This window comes from Atopomonas hussainii, assembly GCF_900109735.1.
Lineage (GTDB): Bacteria > Pseudomonadota > Gammaproteobacteria > Pseudomonadales > Pseudomonadaceae > Atopomonas > Atopomonas hussainii.
In genome coordinates, this window is the sequence record NZ_FOAS01000003.1 from 1 (window position 1) to 20,562 (window position 20,562).

The 20,562-nt window shown below is 59.9% G+C and carries 18 protein-coding genes; 7 read left to right on the plus strand and 11 right to left on the minus strand.

Annotation, left to right across the window (positions count from 1 at the left end; translation table 11 throughout):
- Positions 1 to 208, plus strand: a 208-nt coding sequence (locus tag BMX80_RS03105; RefSeq protein ID WP_139214006.1) for a transposase, incomplete at its 5' end; no start/stop codon positions are given.
- Between the two features lie 122 nt (positions 209 to 330).
- On the opposite strand, the gene BMX80_RS03110 is transcribed toward BMX80_RS03105, so the two are convergent.
- From BMX80_RS03110 to glnE, 11 genes are all read right to left on the minus strand, one after another.
- Positions 331 to 1,185 carry a glycosyltransferase family 2 protein gene (locus BMX80_RS03110; protein WP_074865006.1) on the minus strand — a complete coding sequence of 285 codons (855 nt, stop codon included), beginning with the start codon at positions 1,183 to 1,185 and terminating at the stop codon, positions 331 to 333.
- A 1-nt stretch (position 1,186) separates the two neighbouring features.
- On the minus strand, positions 1,187 to 1,435 hold the full coding sequence (locus tag BMX80_RS03115; RefSeq protein ID WP_407922775.1) for a carbamoyltransferase C-terminal domain-containing protein: 249 nt from the start codon (positions 1,433 to 1,435) through the stop codon (positions 1,187 to 1,189).
- A 148-nt stretch (positions 1,436 to 1,583) separates the two neighbouring features.
- Positions 1,584 to 3,002, minus strand: a complete 1,419-nt coding sequence (locus BMX80_RS03120) for a lipopolysaccharide kinase InaA family protein (RefSeq protein ID WP_074865011.1) — start codon at positions 3,000 to 3,002, stop codon at positions 1,584 to 1,586.
- Positions 2,999 to 3,754 carry a lipopolysaccharide kinase InaA family protein gene (locus BMX80_RS03125; protein WP_074865013.1) on the minus strand — a complete coding sequence of 252 codons (756 nt, stop codon included), beginning with the start codon at positions 3,752 to 3,754 and terminating at the stop codon, positions 2,999 to 3,001. Before BMX80_RS03125 ends, BMX80_RS03120 begins: the two co-directional genes overlap by 4 nt.
- On the minus strand, positions 3,751 to 4,485 hold the full coding sequence (locus BMX80_RS03130; protein WP_074865016.1) for a lipopolysaccharide kinase InaA family protein: 735 nt from the start codon (positions 4,483 to 4,485) through the stop codon (positions 3,751 to 3,753). The genes BMX80_RS03125 and BMX80_RS03130 overlap by 4 nt, the downstream gene beginning before the upstream one ends.
- Positions 4,485 to 5,288: a lipopolysaccharide core heptose(I) kinase RfaP gene (gene rfaP, locus BMX80_RS03135; protein ID WP_074865019.1), complete on the minus strand. Its 804-nt coding sequence runs from the start codon at positions 5,286 to 5,288 to the stop codon at positions 4,485 to 4,487. Before rfaP ends, BMX80_RS03130 begins: the two co-directional genes overlap by 1 nt.
- Positions 5,285 to 6,406 (minus strand): glycosyltransferase family 4 protein, encoded by a 1,122-nt coding sequence (locus tag BMX80_RS03140; RefSeq protein WP_074865022.1) that lies wholly within the window; start codon positions 6,404 to 6,406, stop codon positions 5,285 to 5,287. The genes rfaP and BMX80_RS03140 overlap by 4 nt, the downstream gene beginning before the upstream one ends.
- Complete coding sequence (waaC, locus tag BMX80_RS03145) at positions 6,406 to 7,404, minus strand: lipopolysaccharide heptosyltransferase I (RefSeq protein WP_074865025.1); 999 nt, start codon at positions 7,402 to 7,404, stop codon at positions 6,406 to 6,408. The genes BMX80_RS03140 and waaC overlap by 1 nt, the downstream gene beginning before the upstream one ends.
- Entirely contained in the window at positions 7,404 to 8,438 is a 1,035-nt protein-coding gene (gene waaF / locus BMX80_RS03150; protein ID WP_074865028.1) for a lipopolysaccharide heptosyltransferase II, read from the minus strand. The genes waaC and waaF overlap by 1 nt, the downstream gene beginning before the upstream one ends.
- Before the next feature lie 56 nt (positions 8,439 to 8,494).
- On the minus strand, positions 8,495 to 9,418 hold the full coding sequence (locus BMX80_RS03155) for a branched-chain amino acid transaminase (RefSeq protein WP_071870848.1): 924 nt from the start codon (positions 9,416 to 9,418) through the stop codon (positions 8,495 to 8,497).
- Between the two features lie 209 nt (positions 9,419 to 9,627).
- On the minus strand, positions 9,628 to 12,579 hold the full coding sequence (gene glnE / locus BMX80_RS03160) for a bifunctional [glutamate--ammonia ligase]-adenylyl-L-tyrosine phosphorylase/[glutamate--ammonia-ligase] adenylyltransferase (protein ID WP_074865031.1): 2,952 nt from the start codon (positions 12,577 to 12,579) through the stop codon (positions 9,628 to 9,630).
- 237 nt (positions 12,580 to 12,816) lie between these two features.
- Between glnE and aceE the strand changes: the two genes are divergently transcribed.
- The 6 genes from aceE to rfbD all read left to right on the plus strand — a co-directional run bounded on the left by aceE (position 12,817) and on the right by rfbD (position 20,552).
- Positions 12,817 to 15,465, plus strand: a complete 2,649-nt coding sequence (gene aceE / locus BMX80_RS03165) for a pyruvate dehydrogenase (acetyl-transferring), homodimeric type (RefSeq protein ID WP_074865036.1) — start codon at positions 12,817 to 12,819, stop codon at positions 15,463 to 15,465.
- Positions 15,466 to 15,476: 11 nt separating this feature from the next.
- Positions 15,477 to 17,105, plus strand: a complete 1,629-nt coding sequence (aceF, locus tag BMX80_RS03170; protein WP_074865039.1) for a dihydrolipoyllysine-residue acetyltransferase — start codon at positions 15,477 to 15,479, stop codon at positions 17,103 to 17,105.
- A gap of 105 nt (positions 17,106 to 17,210) precedes the next feature.
- Entirely contained in the window at positions 17,211 to 18,275 is a 1,065-nt protein-coding gene (gene rfbB / locus BMX80_RS03175) for a dTDP-glucose 4,6-dehydratase (RefSeq protein WP_074865041.1), read from the plus strand.
- A complete protein-coding gene (rfbA, locus tag BMX80_RS03180; RefSeq protein ID WP_074865043.1) occupies positions 18,275 to 19,147 on the plus strand; it encodes a glucose-1-phosphate thymidylyltransferase RfbA in 873 nt (290 codons plus the stop codon). The genes rfbB and rfbA overlap by 1 nt, the downstream gene beginning before the upstream one ends.
- Positions 19,144 to 19,692 carry a dTDP-4-dehydrorhamnose 3,5-epimerase gene (gene rfbC / locus BMX80_RS03185; RefSeq protein WP_074865046.1) on the plus strand — a complete coding sequence of 183 codons (549 nt, stop codon included), beginning with the start codon at positions 19,144 to 19,146 and terminating at the stop codon, positions 19,690 to 19,692. The genes rfbA and rfbC overlap by 4 nt, the downstream gene beginning before the upstream one ends.
- Positions 19,689 to 20,552, plus strand: coding sequence for a dTDP-4-dehydrorhamnose reductase (gene rfbD, locus BMX80_RS03190; protein WP_074865049.1), 864 nt, complete (start codon positions 19,689 to 19,691; stop codon positions 20,550 to 20,552). The genes rfbC and rfbD overlap by 4 nt, the downstream gene beginning before the upstream one ends.
- Positions 20,553 to 20,562 lie beyond the last annotated feature (10 nt).

Here is a 20,562-nt window from a genome sequence, read left to right on the forward strand (position 1 = left end):
AGAGCAAATAGAACGCCTGAAAGCCAAAGTGCGCGCCAAAGTCGAGCATCCCTTTCACGTGGTTAAAAATCTGTTTCATTACCGCAAAACGCGCTATCGCGGTCTGACGAAAAACACGGCGCAGCTGTTCAGCCTGTTTGGCTTCGCGAATTTGCTGCTATCCAAGCGACATTTGATGCGTGCTCACGGGATAAATCCGTCTTGCTGACGGGAAATGGCCTCTACGGAGGCTGCGCTAACGCCAAAAGGCGCTAGTCATGCGGGGAATCGAGCTGGTTTTCTGATTTTGCGCTGCGAATCGGCACTGGTGCTGGTGTGAGGCTTAATAAATCAGCGTTTCCCTAAGCGCAAGGCTAATACATAGTAATGGCGAGCTTGACCACTCTCTCCTGCACTCTGTGACGCACGAAACAACGACAGATAGCGCTGTGCGGTATAGCGCTGACGCAATGACTGGCAGTCAACCGGCAGACTAGCAAACACTTCTTCAACTATGCCCAGCGCATATTCTTCAGCCTTGTCTCGGCTATGCCTCAGGCTCCCTGCATGCTTATAAATACGTGCCAATGGCGTACTAATCACCGCTACTGGGGCACTGATCAGCAAATAAGCAAACACGGCTATGTCTTCACCGCTGCGTAAGTGAGTCGGATAGGGACGCTGCAACAATAGGTCACGACGAAATAACGAACAGCCATGGGAGATACTGATGCGCTTTTGTAACAAATAGCGAAAAATCAAGGCTCGTGAATCGACAGCAGGCACAGCTGGTGGAGTCCGTAGACGCTCGCGGCCATTAGCGCGCACAGATATTTGCGCTCCTAGAACCATACCCAACATCGGCTGTGCCAACACCCGCCTCCGCAGAGTTTCCAAAGCCTCGGGCATCAACTCGTCATCAGCGTCCAGCAATAACACATAGCGGCCAGCCGCCTCATCGACGCCTCTATTGCGTGCTGCAGCAGCGCCCGCATTAACCTGACTAATTACCCGCAAAGTGGGGTGACGCGACTGGTAATCCGCCAGCACGACAGGCGTACTGTCTGTCGAGCCATCATCCACCACAATCAGCTCAGAATCATCACTCAACTGCTCGAGCACTGAGTTCAAAGCACGCGGCAGCATGTCCGCATAGTTATAGGTAGGAATAACAACGCTAATCAGCAATCCATCAGAGCGCGTCATGTCAGTCACATCCATCCTTGTTCGACGAACAAATCACCGGTTCGCCAAGGCTATTTAGCGAGATAGTTAGCGGCACACCGTTGCAGGTGAAATTTTCCAGTTCTTTCTTCAGGTCACACCAGCGCTGGTTGTATTCACGCAGGAGTACCTGCGTACGTGAAGTGCCGTCTTTATGCACTTCAAAGGTAAAAGCCATAAAGGGGCTCGAGCGATCAACCGTGAGCATTTGCGCCGCCACGGTACCGAGCAGCGCCGCGCAGAATAGCCGCGAAGGGGGCGTGAATTAAGGCGCCAGAAAGGCTAGGCACGGTCAATGCCACTGGGTTTGCCTCTTGGTTGTGTGGCTACTGAGCCACCGCTAAAACAGTATTCGTTAACGCCGACTGGCGTGCGGCAGATTAGTCTGCCGTCGGTAATACGTGATCCAGCTGCTTGTGCAGCGGCGAGTCGCTCGGCCAATTGCGCAGCAGGCGGGCCCGATCGCGGGCAAATGCCTTGGCAAAACGCCGCTGGCAACGGTGCTGCTGCATGGCATCGAGGTCGATCAGGCCAAAGCCCGACGCCATCCAGAACACGTTGTGCCCTTTCAAATCGCCATGACTGAGACGCTGCGCCTTCATCTGCGTTAGCAGCTGCGCCAACGCAGCCAACTCATCGTCGGGCGGCAATTGCTGCCCGGCAGGATCGAAACGGGCGATTATATCCCCACCCGGACAATATTCGGTAATCAGGTAGGCCGTGCGGCGCAAACCCCAGCTGCGCCGCTCGATCACCGCCAATGGCGTGGGCGTGGCGATGCCTAAATGCAGCAGCCGATTGCCTTCGATCCAGCTGTGCCATGCACGACTCGGTCGCCAGCAGCGCTTGAGCCAGTGCGCGGTGTTTTTGATGTTGTAGCGCTTGACCAACAACGGCCGCCCGTCGACCTCCACCCGCGCCACCGTGGCGGCGCCGCCGGTTTTGTAGATGTGCCCGGCGTCGATAAAGCGGTCTGGCTCAGCCAAGAGCGGCGCCAAGACCGTTAGCCACTCGCGGCGCACCGCCAGAATGCCGGTGGCGCTTTTGCTAAAGGCAAACAGGCTGCAATCACGCGCGCATTTTTTTAAGTAATCGCGCAGGCGCCATTGGCGCAGCTTGCGCTCCGCCTCGCGCAAGGCATCGAGGGCAATCGCCTGCGGGTTATGCGCCATGTAACTCACCAGCAGCAGTTCAAGCTGGTCGTCCGACAGCGGCGGCAGCTGAGCAAAAAACACCGCCAAATTGGCCTGACACTGCGCGGCAGACAGCGGCTGCCCCAAGGCTTGCTGACGAATGCCGCCAGCATCAATCAAGTACAACTGCGCGCCATCGGCAAGTAGATTGTCTAAGTGCAGGTCTTCTTGCCAAAGCCCTTGGGCGTGCAGCTGGCCGATACAGGTCAAGGCCTTTTGCAGCAATGTCGCTTGCTCAGCGCTGAGCAGCGGCTGCGCAGCCAACGCTTGCCAGCGTGTGCCTAAACTTTGCCCCTGCTCGATAAACCGATACAGCAGCCATGCGCCGTGCTCGTTTTGCCCGCTGGTGAGCAGCTCTGGTGTCGCCACGCCTGCCTGCTGCAGAGCGGCAAAACCATCGCGCTCTTGCTGAGCGTCGCGTGCCGCTTTGTCGCCGACCAGCAATTTGGCCAACACTGTCTGCCCCTGCCACTGTGCGCGCGCGACATAACGCTTGCCCGGCAGCACGCGCAGCCACTGTTCAAGCAGTACGCTTTGATCAGCCAGCGGCACAGACATGGGCAATGCAGGATTGCGCCCGGCCTTACGCAACAGCGCCAGACTCATGCGCGCTCCTTATGAGCGCGGCGTTTGGCCAAGGCCTGCTGCCATCGCGCCAGCTGCGCCGACTGGCCGAGCGCAGCCAGATACGCAATCAAAAAGGCACTGACCTGCTCGTCACCCCAGCGCGCACCGATGCGGCGCAGCAGGGTGTCGATATCCCGCACGCGGTCACGGTTACGCAACACGCTTTTGCGGGTTTTTTCCAAGTCGATAAAGCACGCCTTGAACGCCGCGCCACTGGGCTGCAAAAAAATATGCTTGGGGTACAAACAAGCATGATAGAGGCCCGCCGCGTGCAGCTGTGCCACCAGTGCGGCACATGCCTGAACAATCGCCATGTTTTGCGCGGCCGATTGCTGACCGCGGTTTTCTAGGTAGTCATGCAGGTCTTGCCAGCCATCCAGCGCATGGGTCAGCAAGATCGCGCGCCACTCTTTGCCCACTTTACGCTCGGCATAAAACGCCGCACTCAGCGCAGGCACTGCCAGCTGGGCATAGCGGCGAATATTACGCAGCTCGCGCGCGAAGGTTGGCTCGCCAAAGGGTCGCGCCGGGCTTAGGGTCAGATGGTTACTTTGCCGTTTAAGGTAGTAGGCGCGGCCATCCACTTCGAGCCGACAAACACTGCTCCAGCCGCCGCGCTCGGTATTGGGCAAATCGACAGCGGGCAGCTGCAGCGCCCACAACGCCTCAAAGCTATCCAGCCCAGCCGCTTGCAACACGGGCTGATCTTGCGCGGCAATAAAGTCGTTCATTCGCGCCCCGCAAAGAAACCGAGAATACGCCGCAGCATTTTTTTATCCGCCGGGGTGAGCTTAGTATGCCCGCGATACTGCAGAAAAAAGCGCAAGCGAACGCTGCGCGGCAGCTGGTACTTGGCCACTTTATCGAGGCAGGCTAAGTCTTTGATGATGCGATAACGCAGCATGGGGCCAAACCAGAAGCTGCCACCGGGGCAATCAATAAAAAACAGCCGCGCTTGGTCATCGACGAGCAAGTTGCGCCACTTTAAGTCGTTATGCACGAAGTGATGTGCATGCATGGTGGCCGTGGCGCTAGCCAACTGCTGACTAATACCGGCCAGCCATTGGCGGTCTTGCAGGCGCGGGTCTTTGGCATGAGCAATCGCTGATAAATCCTGAGTATTGGGCAGCTCTCGGGTAATCAACGCCCCGCGCAAAAATTGGCCTTTGTTACGCTCCAAGCCATAAGCCACCAAAGTGGCGGTAGGCATGCCCCAACGTGCAAAGTGGCGGAGATTCTGCCACTCGGCCTTAACCCGAGGACGCCCCAAATAGCGGCGTAAGTGCTTGCCCGCCCCCCAATAGCGTTTGACGTAATAGCGCACGCCAGCCAGCTCAAGCACGATCACTTCACTGAGTGGATCTTTGGTCAGACGCTTGCCCTGCAAGGCAAACACCGCCTCCAACGAGCCAAACTCATTGTGCAAATGCTGGTAGTCGGCATTGAGCTTCCAGCTAGCCATCAGAGCGCATCTCCATAGCGCTGCTTGCGCGCATACAATTTGGCGGCCTTGCCTTCTAACCAGGTGAATAAACGCGCTTCGTCAGCCAGCGTTTTACGCAGTGGCTGAGCAAAATAATCGCGCAAGAAGCGCAGACGGTCGCGGCGCGTGAGGCCTATATCCAGCACCGAGAAATACAGCGCGGCGAGGTCTTTATTGCGCCAGCGCTTAGGCGTGGCCGTGCGGGTTTGCGCGCGGTGCAGGTCGATCAGCGACAAGCGCAGGCTACCTGCCTGTACCGGCTGATCGGTGTGCAGCAAAAAGTGGCAGATATAAAAGTCGCGGTGGTTAACCCCGCCACGGTGCATGCGCCCGGCCATGTCCGCCACCTTGGCGATTAGCGCGTGTTTCAACGCAGGCGCTGGTGGCTGCTTGGCCCAGTGAAGACTGAACTGTTCCAGATCGGTGGTCGGCGCCAGCTCTTCGGTGATGATAAAGCTGTGCTGCGCCGCTGGATTAGCACCACGCACGCCGTAAGCCACGCTGCGCATACTTGGCACACCGAGTGCTGCCAAACGCTGTAAAGCCACCTGTTCGTTACGCGCGCCGAGCACCGGCAATTTGGCGCTAAGCAAATTTTTGGCGATTTCGCCCCAGCCGATGCCGCGATGAATTTTTACGAAATAACCGCGCTCAGCCACTTCGGTGCGTAGCGTGCGGCGGCCTTCCAGCTCGCGGTAGACCTGCCCCTCAAGACGTTCGACCTCAACAAACGGGTCTTTGCCTTGCCACAGGCTGGCGAACGGTTCGTGCAGTTCGATCACGCCGCGCCCCCAACGATCAAATCGGCGGCATGCTGCGCCATGCTGTAGATATCAGCCTGCTCGGCAAAGCGCAGGCCATTGTCGGCATAGCGTGCGCGACGCTGGTCATCAGCCAAAACAGCAGCCAACTGGGCGTTCATGGCTTTTTGCTGGAACGGCATGACGATCAGCTCGCCCGCCTCGGCCTCGGCCACGTAATGGGCGTAACCGCAGACATTGGTAACCAACACCGGCAGCCCAGCGACCAACGCCTCAAGCAGCACAGTGCCGGTGTTTTCGTTATAGGCCGGGTGAATCAGCAGATCGGCGCCAAGCAAGAAGCGTGGAATATCGCTACGCCCTTTAAGGATTTGCACTTGCTCGGACACACCCAGCGCCTTGGCTTGCAGCAAGAAAGGCTTAGGGTCGTCTTGGCCGATGGCGATCAAGCGGGTGCGTTTTTTCAGCGTTTTCGGCAGTGCATCGAGCGCTTTTAAGCTGCGATCCAGCCCCTTGGTTTTAAACCCTGAGCCAATCTGCACTAACAGCAAGTCGTCGTCGGCCAAATTAAACTCGGCGCGAAACTCAGCGCGAATCTCTGCCGCATTAGTTGGCGCACGACGATCCAGCGCGATGCCCGGCGGCAGCAGGTGAAAACGCTCAGCCGGAGTTTGATAGTGCTTCACGAACAGCGGCTGCTGTAGTTGAGAAATCATCAGCACTTGGGTACGTGCCTCGCGGCCAAACACGGCACGCTCGTAATCGGCAAAGTGCTTATAGCGGCCCCACTTGCGATACAGGCCGCCGCGCAGGGTTTGCGCTTTGTCCTCAAAGCACGGGTCGGCGGCGTAGTACCAGTCGAGGCCCGGCATTTTGTTAAAACCGATCACTTGATCGACCGGGCGCTGCGCTAAGTCGCGCTGCACCCAGGCGGTGAATTTCTCGTTGCGCTTGTGATTGAACAGCGCCTTGACTGGCGCGACCAGCACCTCGAAGCCCGGCGGCACGTCGCCTTCCCAAATCAGGGTGTAGACGCGAACCGTGTGGCCGCGCGCCTGACACTCTTGGGCGATGCGCATAAAGTCGCGCTGCAGGCCGCCAAACGGAAAGTATTTGTACAGCACAAACGCCAACTGCATCAGGCGGGTTCCTTTATTAACGGCGCCAACGCCTGCCACACTTCGGCATGCCCTAAGCCCTCGAAACAGGGCTGTTCACGGTTGCCCTGCCCGGCCAACGGCCCGGTGGCACACAGGTGCACTTGACCGCGACCGTAAGCACCGACTTTGGCCGGCAAGGTGGGGCCGTAGAGTGAAATGCTCGGCACATCCAACGCGGCGGCTAAATGGCCTAGGCCGGTATCCACGGCCACACAGGCGCGCGCACCGGCGATCACCTGCGCGACGCCGGCGAGGTTCATTTTCGGCAGCACGCTGACCAGCGGCAGCTTAGCCGCGATGCGTTCGGCACGGGCTTTTTCTGCCGAGTTGCCCCACGGCAAACGCACGGCCATGCCGACGCTATTTAACTGTTCAGCCAAGGCACGCCAGTCGTTTTCTGGCCAATGTTTACTGGGCCATGTGGTGCCATGCAAAAACAGCACATAAGGGCTAGCCGGAGCTTGGCCTGCCAGCTGCGCTCGCGGCAGGCCGTAATCGCCGATACTGCTGGGCAGTGGGTAATTTAAGGCCTGAGCAAACAGCTGGCGGGTACGCTCCACCGCATGCTGACCCCACGCTACGGGGTAGCCATGGTCATAAAAACGGCTCGCCAACGGCTCGCGTGCAGAGTCTTTATTGAGCCCTGCCACGGGGGCGTTGGCGTAACGGGTTAGCCAGGCACTTTTCAACAAGCCTTGAGCGTCAAGCACTAAATCATAGCGACCACGGCGCAAGCGCTGTTTAAACGCCGCCCAGTCGCCACTGCGCCACGTTTGTACAAGGTTCTTGCGCCAGCGGCGAATGGCCACGGGGATCACTTCGTGCACGGCGGGGTGCCAGCGGGGGATCTCGGCAAAGCCTTCTTCCACCACCCAGTCGAACTGAATGCTGGGCAAGGCACGGGCGGCATCGGTGAGCGCGGGCAAGGTATGCACCACATCGCCCAGCGAGGAGGTTTTAATCAACAGCACCCGCACTAGCGAACCTCAACCGGGTCGCCGACCAGGCGGTCCAAGGCTTCCACCACCGGGCGTGGCTTGAGCTGGCGCAGGCAGTCGTAATGACCAAAGCGGCAAGTGCGCTCAAAGCACGGGCTGCATTCCAAGCCCAAACGCACCACTTCTACCTGCTCAGCCAACGGCGGAGTGAACTGGTCGGACGTCGAGCCATACACCGCCACCAACGGGCGATTAAGCGCCGCGGCGACGTGCATCAGGCCAGAATCATTGCTGACCACCGCCGTTGCGGCCGATAGCAAGTCCACTGCTTGGGCCAGCGAGGTCTGCCCGGCGAGATTGAAGCACTCCTCGCGCAGACCGGGAATCAGCCGCTGACGCAGTTCTTCGCAACCGGGGTGATCGTTGCTGGAACCAAACAGCCACACCTGCCAACCGGCACGAATTTTCAGCTCAGCGACTTTGGCGTAGTGCTCGGCGGGCCAGCGCTTGGCCTCACCAAACTCGGCGCCGGGGCACAGGGCCAACACGGGGCGATCCAGATGCAGGCCAAACGCAGCCAAGGCGGCATCGCGGCTGGCCGGATCAATCTGCAACGTGGGGCGCGGATACGGTTTAGGCAGCTCGGCATCGGGCGCATAACCCAGCGCCATAAAGCGCTCGATCATCAGCGGGTAGCGCTGTTTATCCAGCACGCGCACATCGTTCAGCAGGCCGTAGCGCATTTCGCCACGCCAGCCGGTGCGCTTGGGGATTTTGGCGAAAAACGGCGTGAGGGCCGACTTCAACGAGTTCGGCAGCAGAATCGCCTGATCGTAAGCGCCGCGCATGCCCTGCCCGAGCTTGCGGCGGGTGGCCAAATCGAGCACGCCATGGCCCAGCGGCATGCTGATGGCTTGGCGCACTTCCGGCATGCGCGCCAGCAGCGGCTCACTCCACGCGGGGGCGAGCACGTCTATTTGGCAATCCGGATACTGCTGTTTCAGGCAGGTGAACAGGGTCTGCGCCATGACCATGTCGCCTACCCAGCTCGGGCCTACAATCAGGATATTCATAGAGTACTTAAGCGGTTTCGCCGCGCCGCTGCCATCAATGCAGCGGCGCGAGCGCTTTACTTAACCAGCGTGCGCCACTGCGCGTGGTCTTCCGTGCGACCGCTGACCAGATCGAAGTAACGGCTCTGCAGCTTCTCGGTGATCGGGCCACGTTGACCGGCGCCTATCACGCGGCCGTCCAGCTCGCGAATCGGTGTTACTTCCGCAGCGGTGCCGGTGAAGAAAGCCTCGTCAGCGATGTACACCTCGTCGCGGGTGATGCGCTTCTCGACCAGCTTCAGACCCAGCTCGTTAGCCAGGGTGAGGATGGTGTTACGGGTAATGCCGTTCAGGCAGGCAGTCACCTCGGGGGTGTAAATCACGCCGTCTTTAACGATGAAGATATTCTCGCCAGAACCTTCGGCCACGTAGCCTTCCGGGTCGAGTAGCAGGGCTTCGTCGGCGCCGCCAGAAATCGCTTCCTGCAGGGCCAGCATCGAGTTGATGTAATGACCGTTGGCCTTAGCGCGGGTCATCGAGATGTTCACGTGGTGACGGGTGAACGAGCTGGTACGCACCTTGATGCCGGTCTTCAGGGCTTCTTCGCCCATGTAGGCGCCCCAGTGCCACGCAGCAACAATCACGTGCACTTTCAGGCCAGTGGCGCGCAGGCCCATGCCTTCGCTGCCGAAGAACACCATCGGGCGCAGGTAAGCCGAGGCCAAGCCGTTTTCAGCCACCGCAGCGCGCTGCGCTTCGTTGATCTCGTCCTTAGTGAACGGGATCTGCATGTTCATGATCTTGGCGGAATCAAACAGGCGGTTGGTGTGCTCTTGCAGGCGGAAGATCGCCGTACCCTTGGGGGTTTCGTACGCACGCACGCCTTCGAACACGCCCATGCCGTAGTGCAGGGTGTGGGTGAGTACGTGGGTGGTGGCGTCACGCCAAGGCACCATTTTACCGTCATACCAGATCAGACCATCGCGGTCGGACATCGACATAGCTGCCAGCTCCTAAAAAGCATCCAAATTACAAAATGTAAGTAAAAAACTATCAGTCCACTGAGGGAAGCGATTGATTTATTCGGCGAACGACTCAAGCACAAGGCGTACGGAGCGCAGCAACCGAGACATACCGCCTTGGTAGGCGAGGTTGCGAGCACCGCACAACGCGGTGATTGAGTTGTGCAGCCATTAAATCGGCGTTTCCCCTAACCGAGCCCAAGGCTTTGCCATATGCGACGCACCCCATGGCGTTCATCGTGAAAAAGATCACCGCTGACCACACCCGGCAGTTGCTGCAATGCTAGGCGGTGCGCGGCTGCGCGATAGGCTTTGTAGGCCTCTTGCAGGAGACGGACGTCCTCGCTGGCGATCAGGCCAGCCCGTTCCAGCTCTTCCAGGATGCGGATATTGTCAGTGAAGCGCAGTAGCGCCGGGCACTGTGCGGACCAAGCTAAGACGGCATATTGCACCATAAATTCAATATCGACGATACCGCCGGCGTCATGCTTCAAGTCAAACGGCGCTGTTGCGCTAAAGGCGTTGTCCGCTGTACCAGCGGCGGTTTCGCGACTGCCTAAGTTGTCGCGCATCTTCGCGCGCATGCCGGCGACTTCTTGCTGCAGCGCCGCTAGCTCGCGCGCTTGCCCCAGCACTTCGCAGCGAATCGCCTCAAAGGCGGTGGCCACCGACTCGCTGCCAGCGAGCATGCGCGCGCGCACCAGCGCTTGGTGCTCCCACGTCCACGCTTCCAGCTGCTGGTATTTATGGAAGGCTGCCAGCGAGCTGACTAACAGGCCCGACGCGCCCGACGGACGCAGACGCATATCCACTTCATAGAGCTGGCCCGAGGTGGTTTGTGTGGTTAACAGGTGAATAATCCGCTGACCTAACCGAGTAAAGAACTGCGCGCCGTCGATTGAGCGCTCGCCATCGGTTTCCGCTTGCGGGTCGGCGCCGTGGATAAACACTAAGTCGAGGTCGGAGCTGTGCCCCAGTTCGATGCCCCCCACTTTGCCGTAACCGACGATGATGAAGTCCGGATCACACACCCCGCCATCGGCACGCCGTGGCCGCCCATGACGCAGCACCATTTGCTGCCACGCCAAGTTAAGCACTTCGCGCAGAATCGCTTCGGCGAGCCAGGTTAAATAGTCACTGACCTTCATCAGCGGCAGGGTGCCGGCGACTTCCGAGGCGGCTACGCGCAGGCTGTGCGCCAGTTTAAAGTGGCGCAGCGCTTCCATTTGCTGCTCGAGGTCTTCTTCGGGGATGCGCAACAAGCGTTGCCGCAGCTCACTGGCTAGCTCATCGGCTTGCGGCGGGCTGTACAGGCGCCCTTCATTTAACAGCTCGTCAAGCAATAGCGGATAACGCGCCATTTGCGCAGCAATGTACGGGCTAGCCGCACAAAGGATGACCAGCTGCTGCAAGGCGCCGGGGTTTTCGGTGAGCAGCACTAAATAAGCCGAGCGGCGCAGCACCGCCTCGACCAAGGGCAGTACACGCGCCAAGGCTAAGTCTGGCTGGGCATGCTCGCTGATTTGCGCCAGCAAACGCGGCACGAAAGCATCCAAGCGCTCGCGCCCGACCCGCTGCACTTGGCGCAGCGCGGGGCTGGCCTGCAAGCCGCAGAGCTTGCGCCACGCTTCATCCGCATCGGCGAAACCGGCGTCGCGCAGCTGCTCCAGCGCTGCCGCCTCATCTTGATTCGGCCCACTGAGCCACAAGGGCTGCCACTCATCGGCAGGGTGCGCTTGGGCTTTCGGCGCATCGTCGTCGGGGTCGGCAATCACTTGTGCGAAGTGCCATGCCACGCGCTCGCGCCAATGCGCGAGGTCGTCGTAAAAGCTGGCCCAGTCGCTGTACCCCATCAACCAAGCGATGCGTGCACGCGCTTCGGGCGCCTCGGGGAGCATTTGCGTTTGCTGGTCGGCCACCGCCTGCAGGGCGTGCTCGACGTAGCGCAGAAAGCCGTAGGCTTCTTTTAATTCACTCACCACGTCATCGGGCAGATAGCCTTGATCGCACAGGGTATCCAACACGCCCAGCAATGGGCGCTGCTGCAGGGATAGATCGCGCCCGCCGTGAATCAGCTGGAAGGCTTGCGCGATAAACTCCACCTCACGAATCCCGCCGGCGCCGAGCTTGATGTTTTGCGCCATGCCGCGCCGCTGCACTTCTTGCTGGATCAAGCCCTTCATGGTGCGCAGCGCTTCAATCGCGGAGAAATCCAAATAGCGGCGATACACAAACGGCCGCAGCTGTTCGAGCAAGTGCGCGCCGGCCACAGCATCACCGCCAACCACCCGCGCTTTGATCATCGCGTAGCGTTCCCAGTCGCGGCCTTGGTCTTGGTAGTACTGCTCCATCGCCGCGAAGCTGTACACCAACGGGCCGCTGGAGCCATACGGGCGCAAGCGCATGTCGGTGCGGAACACGAAGCCATCCACGGTGTGCGCATCCAAGGCTTTGATGAGGCGCTGACCTAAGCGGGTGAAGAACTCTTGGTTATCTAAGCTGCGCCGCCCGCCTTCAGTTTCGCCGCCTTCGGGGTATGCAAAGATCAGGTCAATATCGGAGGACAAATTCAGCTCGCCCGCGCCCAACTTGCCCATGCCGAGAATGACTAAATGCTGCGCTTGCTGCGAATAGCGCCCTAGCGGCGTGCCGAACTGCGCACAGTGTTTGGGGTATAGCCAGTGGTAGGCCAAGTCGATACAGGCATCGGCCAGGTCGGATAGGTCGCGGCAGGTCTCGGCCAAGTCCGCTTGGCGAGTCACGTCGCGCCAAATGATGCGCACCTGCTGAGCATTACGAAAGTTGCGCAGCAGCGCGCCGAGCTGATCGTCATCGGCTTGTTCGCCTAGCTCGCCCAACTGTGCTGCCAGCGCCGCACGCAGCTCGCCAGCGGCCAAGGCACGGGCTAGCCAACCGCTGCCGTGAAGGTTTGCCAACATCGCCGGCAGACGGCGCGCTTGCTCGACGACAAAATCACTGCCCGCCAACACGCGATTTAATTGCTCGCGCGCAGGCGCTTGCCAAGCGTGATAGGCAGCGCGCTCGCCATCCTCAGCGGCGCGCTCATCCAACGCTTGCAACGCCCAATCGGCGCGGCTTTGCCAAGCCTCGGTGAGCGCGGCCAGTGCTGGTCGATTCATGGTCTATCCTTTTCGGTGCTGACGCGCTCAGAGCCCAGATGTAGCGAAAACAAACCTGATCGCGATCAATTTTGTAGTTTTCCTACCTTAGTCGGTGTCTTCAGGGCTGACCGGCGCGTCATTTTGTAGTAAAACTACATGCCGGACAGAATCCTCCGGTTTCCCGAACCTGATCCTCACGCCAAAAGCCCGAGGGTTGCCTCGATTCTGGAAGCCTTTTTGCCCTGGAGCAACCACATGCAAGACCTTGATCCGATTGAAACGCAGGAATGGCTGGACGCCCTGGAATCCGTTCTCGAGCACGAAGGCGAGAGCCGCGCCCAGTACCTGCTAACCCGCATGGCCGAGCTCGCTAGCCGCACCGGCACTGAGCTGCCCTATGCCATCACCACGCCGTATCGCAACACCATCCCGGTGACCCACGAGGCACGCATGCCGGGCGATTTGTTCATGGAGCGCCGCATCCGCTCGCTGGTGCGCTGGAACGCGCTGGCCATGGTGATGCGCACCAATATGGCGGACCCGGATCTGGGCGGGCACATCTCTACTTTCGCCTCCAGCGCCACCCTGTATGACGTGGGCTTTAACTACTTCTTCCAAGCCCCCACCGAAGAGCACGGCGGCGACCTGATCTATTTCCAAGGTCACGCAGCACCGGGCATTTACGCCCGCGCCTTCTTAGAAGGCCGCATCAGCGAAGACCAACTGAATAACTTCCGCCGCGAAGTGGATGGCCAAGGCCTGTCGTCTTACCCCCACCCATGGCTGATGCCAGACTTCTGGCAGTTCCCCACCGTATCGATGGGCCTGGGCCCGATCCAAGCCATCTATCAAGCGCGCTTTATGAAGTACCTCGAGCACCGCGGCTTTATTCCCGCTGGCAAGCAGAAGGTCTGGTGCTTCTTGGGCGACGGCGAGTGCGACGAGCCAGAATCCTTAGGCGCTATCTCACTGGCAGGCCGCGAAAAGCTCGACAACCTGATATTCGTCATCAACTGTAACCTGCAGCGCCTCGACGGCCCCGTGCGCGGTAACGGCAAGATCATTCAAGAACTGGAAGGCGTGTTCCGCGGCGCCGACTGGAACGTAACGAAAGTTATCTGGGGCCGCTTCTGGGACCCGCTGTTTGCCAAAGATCACCACGGCCTGCTGCAAGCGCGCATGGACGAAGTGGTCGACGGCGAATACCAAAACTACAAAGCCAAAGACGGCGCCTACGTGCGCGAACACTTCTTTGGCGCGCGCCCAGAGCTGAAAGAGATGGTCAAAGACCTCTCTGACCAAGAAATCTGGAAGCTCAACCGCGGCGGCCACGACCCGTACAAGGTGTATGCCGCGTACCACGATGCGGTGAACCACAAGGGTCAGCCGAGCGTGATTCTCGCCAAGACCATTAAAGGCTACGGCACCGGCTCTGGTGAGGCGAAGAACATCGCCCACAACGTGAAGAAGGTGGATATCGACAGCCTGAAGAAATTCCGCGACCGCTTCGATATTCCGGTACAAGACGCCGACTTGGAAAAACTGCCCTTCTACCGCCCGGAAGAAGGCAGCGCCGAAGCCCGTTACCTGCTACAGCGCCGCGAAAGCCTCGGCGGCTTTATGCCGCAGCGGCGCAGCAAGAGCTTCAGCATCCCCACGCCGCCGCTGGATACTTTAAAAGCCATTCTGGATGGCAGTGGCGACCGCGAAATCTCCACCACCATGGCCTTCGTACGCATCTTGGCGCAGCTGGTGAAAGATAAAGAGCTGGGCGAGCGCATCGTGCCCATCGTGCCGGACGAAGCGCGCACCTTCGGTATGGAAGGTATGTTCCGTCAGCTGGGCATCTACTCCTCGGTCGGCCAGCTGTATGAGCCGGTGGATAAAGACCAAGTCATGTTCTACCGCGAGGACATGAAGGGGCAGATTCTCGAAGAAGGCATCAACGAAGCCGGCGCCATGTCGAGCTGGATTGCCGCTGCCACCAGTTACAGCACGCACAACCAGCCGATGCTGCCGTTCTACATCTTCTATTCGATGTTCGGCTTCCAGCGTATTGGCGACTTGGCTTGGGCCGCCGGCGACAGCCGCGCCCGTGGCTTCTTGGTCGGCGGCACCGCTGGCCGCACTACGCTGAACGGCGAAGGCTTGCAGCACGAAGATGGCCATAGCCACATTCTGGCCTCGACCATCCCCAACTGCCGCAGCTACGACCCCACCTACGGCTACGAGCTGGCGGTGATTATCCGCGAAGGTATCCGCCGCATGACCGAGGAGCAGGAGAACGTCTTCTACTACCTCACCGTGATGAACGAGGCCTACACCCAACCCGCCATGCCGGCAGGCTGTGAAGACGGCATCATCAAAGGCATGTATCTGCTGGAAGAAGACAAGCGCGACGCCGCCTGCCGCGTGCAGCTGCTGGGCAGCGGCACCATCCTGCGCGAAGTGCGCGAAGCAGCGCAGATTCTGCGCGATGAGTTCGGCATCGGCGCCGATGTGTGGAGCGTCACCAGCTTTAACGAGCTGCGCCGCGATGGCTTAGCGGTCGAGCGCTACAACCGCTTGCACCCCGAGCAAAAACCGCAGCAAAGCTATATCGAGCAGTGCCTAAGCGGCCGCAAAGGGCCAGTCGTCGCCAGCACCGATTACATGAAGCTGTTCGCCGACCAAGTGCGCCAATGGGTACCGAGCAAAGAGTACAAGGTACTCGGTACCGACGGTTTTGGCCGCAGCGACAGCCGCGCCAAGCTGCGGCACTTCTTTGAAGTGGACCGTTACTTCGTCGTCCTCGCGGCGCTGGAAGCGCTGGCGGATCGTGGCGAGATTGAGCCGAAAGTGGTCGCCGAGGCGATCGCCAAATTCGGCATCGACCCGAACAAGATCAACCCGCTGGACTGCTAAGGAGAGAAGCGATGAGTGAAGTGATTCGCGTACCCGATATCGGCACCGGCGAAGGTGAAGTGATTGAGCTGTTCGTCAAAGTCGGCGACCGCATCGAAGCCGATCAAAGCCTGCTAACGCTGGAATCTGACAAGGCCAGCATGGAAATCCCCGCCCCTAAAGCGGGGGTAATTACCGCGCTAAAAATTAAACTGGGCGACAAACTCAAAGAAGGCGACGAGCTGCTGGTACTCGACAGCGGCGAAGCGGCGACAGCTGCGCCTGCCGAAGCCAGCCCTACCGCCGCACCGGCTGCTGAACCAGCACCAGCGCCTGCCCCGGCTGCCGCTGCGCCCAGCCCAGCCGCCAGTCAAAGCCAGCCGATTCATGTGCCGGATATTGGTTCATCCGGCAAAGCCAAAATCATCGAAGTGCTGGTCAAAGCGGGCGACAGCGTCAGCGCCGAGCAGTCGCTGATCGTGCTGGAGTCCGACAAGGCGAGCATGGAAATCCCCTGCCCCGCCGATGGCGTGGTGGAGTCTGTGGCGATCAAGCTGGACGACGAAGTCGGCACCGGCGACCTGATCCTGACCCTGAAAACCGCCGGTGCCGCGCCCGCAGCCAGTACACCGGCACCCGCCGCTGCGCCTGCCGCGCCCAGCGCTAGTTCCGCTCCCGCTGCAGCACCTGCTCCAGCCGAAGCAGCGGAAGAGCCAGCTCCGGTAGGCGCGCCCACACCGGGCGGTAGCAAAGCACACGCCGGCCCTGCGGTACGCAAGCTGGCGCGCGAAATGGGCGTGGAGCTGAGCGACTTAAGCGGCACCGGCCGTCATGGCCGCGTGGTCAAAGAAGACGTGCAAGCTTATGTGAAAGCGCAGCTGGCCAAAGCCAAACAAGCGGGCAGCGGCACCGTCAGTGGCGGCATGGGTATTCCGCCGATTCCTGAGGTCGACTTCAGCAAGTTCGGCCCAGTGGAAGAGGTGCCGATGACCCGCCTGATGCAAATCGGCGCAGCCAATTTGCACCGCAGCTGGCTCAACGTGCCGCACGTGACCCAGTTCGATCTGGCGGATATCAGCAGCCTTGAAGCCTTCCGCGTCAGCCAAAAAGGCGCCGCAGAAAAAGCCGGGGTGAAGCTGACCATTCTGCCGTTCTTGATCATGGCCTGCGCTCGCGCGCTGAAAGAACTGCCGGACTTCAACAGCTCGCTTGCCCCCAACGGCAAAGCGGTCATCCGTAAGGGCTATGTGCATATCGGCTTTGCCGTAGACACCCCGGACGGCTTGCTGGTGCCAGTGATTCGCGACGCCGACAAAAAAGGCCTGCTGCAATTAGCCGCCGAGGCCGCCGAACTGGCCGACAAGGCGCGCAACAAAAAGCTCAGCCCGGATGCCATGCAAGGCGCTTGCTTCACTATCTCCAGCCTCGGCCACATTGGCGGCACCGGCTTTACGCCGATCGTCAACGCGCCAGAAGTAGCGATCTTGGGCGTCAGCAAAGCCAGCATGCAGCCAGTGTGGGACGGCAAAGCCTTCCAGCCGCACCTGATGCTGCCGCTGTCGCTATCTTACGACCACCGGGTGATCAACGGCGCTTCGGCAGCGCGCTTCACTAAGCTGCTGGGTGATTTGCTCGGCGAGATCCGCACCTTATTGCTGTAAACCGGTTTGTTTCATCCACGCCTTATGCCCCGCTTTGCGGGGCTTTTTTTCGCCCAGCTTTAACCAAGTTGCTATCATGCCGGCAAATTTTTACGGCGGATTCCCATGAAGATTTTACTCACCGGCGGCGCCGGCTTTATTGGCTCGGCGCTGGTGCGTCACCTGATTAACGACACTGAGCACCAGGTGCTCAACCTCGACAAACTCACCTACGCCGGCAATCTAGAATCGTTGGCCAGTGTCGCCGATCATCCGCGCTACCGCTTTGTGCAGGGTGACATCGCTGACAGCGCCTTAGTCGGCCAACTGCTCAGCGAGTTTCAGCCTGATGCGGTGATGCATTTAGCGGCGGAAAGCCATGTGGATCGTTCCATCGACGGCCCCGCCGAGTTTATCCAGACCAATATCGTCGGCACCTACGCCCTGCTGGAAAGCGTGCGCCGCTACTGGGGCACGCTGCCGGCGGACACGAAGAGCGCGTTTCGCTTTCACCATATCTCTACCGATGAGGTGTATGGCGACTTGCACGGCAGCGATGATTTCTTCACCGAAACCACGCCCTACGCGCCCAGCTCGCCTTACTCGGCCAGCAAAGCGGCATCCGATCACTTAGTCCGCGCCTGGCAACGCACCTACGGCCTGCCGGTGCTGATCACCAACTGTTCGAATAACTACGGGCCGTTCCATTTCCCGGAAAAGCTCATTCCGTTGATGATTTTGAATGCCCTGCAAGGCAAACCGCTGCCGGTGTATGGCGACGGTCAGCAGATTCGCGACTGGTTGTACGTGGAAGACCACGCCCGCGCACTGCTCACCGTGGTTAGCCAAGGCAAGGTCGGCGAGACCTACAACATCGGCGGGCATAACGAGCAAACCAACCTGCATGTGGTGCAGAGCTTGTGTGACCTGCTGGAAGAACTCGCCCCCGAGAAGCCCGCAGGCATCGCCCACTACTGCGACCTAATTACCTTCGTCACCGATCGCCCTGGGCACGATGTGCGCTACGCCATCGACGCGAGCAAGATCCAGCGCGAACTCGGCTGGGTACCGCAAGAAACCTTCGCCAGCGGCCTGCGTAAAACCGTGCAGTGGTATTTGGCCAACGCCACCTGGTGCCAGCATGTTCAGGATGGCAGTTATCAAGGGCAACGTTTAGGAGCATCGAGTTAATGAAAGGCATCGTCCTCGCCGGCGGCTCTGGCACGCGCTTGCATCCGCTGACCCTCGGCACCTCCAAGCAGATGCTGCCGATTTACGACAAGCCGATGATCTACTACCCGATCTCGGTGCTGATGCTCGCTGGCATCCGCGAGATTCTGATCATCTCCACCCCGCACGACCTGCCTAACTTCGAAAAACTGCTCGGCGATGGCAGCCAGTTCGGCGTGCGTTTTAGCTACGTCGAGCAACCCTCGCCGGACGGCCTCGCACAGGCGTTTATCCTCGGTGAAGACTTTATCGGCGACGACAGCGTGTGCCTGATCCTCGGCGACAATATCTTCCACGGTCAGCACTTCACGGAAAAGCTGCAGCGCGCCGCGCACCATCCGCAAGGCGCCACCGTATTCGGTTACTGGGTCAGCGACCCGGAGCGTTTCGGTGTGGTGGAGTTCGACGCGCAAGGCAAAGCCATCTCGATTGAAGAAAAGCCCAGCCAACCCAAGTCGCCCTACGCAGTCACCGGCCTGTACTTCTACGACAACAGCGTGGTCGAGATCGCCAAAGCCGTGCAGCCTTCACCGCGCGGCGAGCTGGAAATCACCGATGTGAACAACGCCTACCTCAAACGCGGCGATTTACGTGTGGAGAAACTTGGCCGTGGCTTTGCTTGGCTCGACACCGGCACCCACGACAGCCTGCTCGAAGCCTCGCATTACGTACAAACCATCGAGGCGCGCCAAGGCCTGAAGGTCGCCTGCTTGGAAGAAATCGCCTACCAACACGGCTGGATTAGCCGCGAGCAACTGCTCAGCCAAGCCAACGCACTGGGCAAAACCGGCTACGGCCAATACCTCAAGCGTCTGGCCGGAGAAAAGGCATGAAGGCCACCGCTACCGCGCTGCCGGAAGTACTGATTCTCGAACCTAAGGTGTTCGGTGACAGTCGTGGTTTTTTTCTGGAAAGTTTCAACGCCAAAACCTTTGCCGAAGTCACCGGGCTTAACGTGAACTTTGTGCAAGACAACCACTCGCGCTCGCAACAAGGCGTGCTGCGTGGCTTGCACTATCAACTGGAGCAGGCACAGGGCAAGTTGGTGCGTGTCACCCAAGGCCGCGTGTTCGATGTAGCGGTGGATATCCGCCGCAGCTCACCGCGTTTTGGTCAGTGGGTGGGCGTCGAATTAACCGGCGACAATCACCGTCAACTGTGGGTGCCCGCCGGCTTTGCCCACGGCTTTGTGGTGCTTAGCGAGTCAGCCGACTTTCTTTACAAAACCACCGACTACTACGCCCCCGAGCACGAACGAGCGATTCGCTGGGACGACCCGGCACTGGCGATTGAGTGGCCGCTGGACGGCATCACCCCGCAACTCTCGGGTAAAGACCAAGCGGCTTGCACATTGGCCGCGGCCGAGGTGTACCCGTGAAGATTCTCCTCACCGGCATCAACGGCCAAGTCGGCGCCGCCATCCAGCAGGCGCTGAGCCGCAGCACGCTGCCGCATGAGCTGATTGCCTTAGATCGCCACAGGCTGGACCTTAGCGAGTCCACCAGCATTGAGCGCGCGCTGGACGCGCATCAGCCGGACATCATCATCAACCCGGCCGCCTACACCGCCGTCGATCAAGCAGAGAGCGACCAAGATGCCGCCTTCGCCATCAACGCCATCGCACCCAAGCAGCTGGCCGAAGGAGCGGCGCGTTTAGGCATCCCGCTGATTCACTTCTCCACCGACTATGTGTTCAATGGCAGCAAGCAAGGCGCTTGGCTAGAAAGCGACACGCCGCAGCCGCTCAACGTGTACGGCGCCAGCAAGTTAGCCGGCGAGCAAGCGATTGCGGCCAGCGGCTGCGCCCATGTGATTTTACGCACCAGCTGGGTGTACAGCGGCGGCGGAAAGAATTTCTACCTCACCATGCGCCGCCTGCTTAGCCAGCGCGATGCGGTGAATGTAGTGGATGACCAATTCGGCACCCCGACGCCCGCAGGCTGGCTGGCCGAGGTGGTGCTGCAGCTGCTCGATCGCTGGCAAGCCGGGCAATGGCACAGCGGCATTTATCACTGCACGCCCACAGGGGTTACCCACTGGCTGGGCTTTGCCGAAGCGATTGCCGCACAACTGGCTAGCGAGCAGCGCCTTACCGCTAAGCTGTCCGGCATTCCCAGTAGCGACTACCCCACCCCAGCGCAACGCCCAGCCAACTCGCAACTGTGCTGTAACAAGCTGCGCGGCACCTGGGCCATCGCCCTGCCGGATTGGCAGAGCGCTTTTACCACCTACCTATAAAAAACCTGCG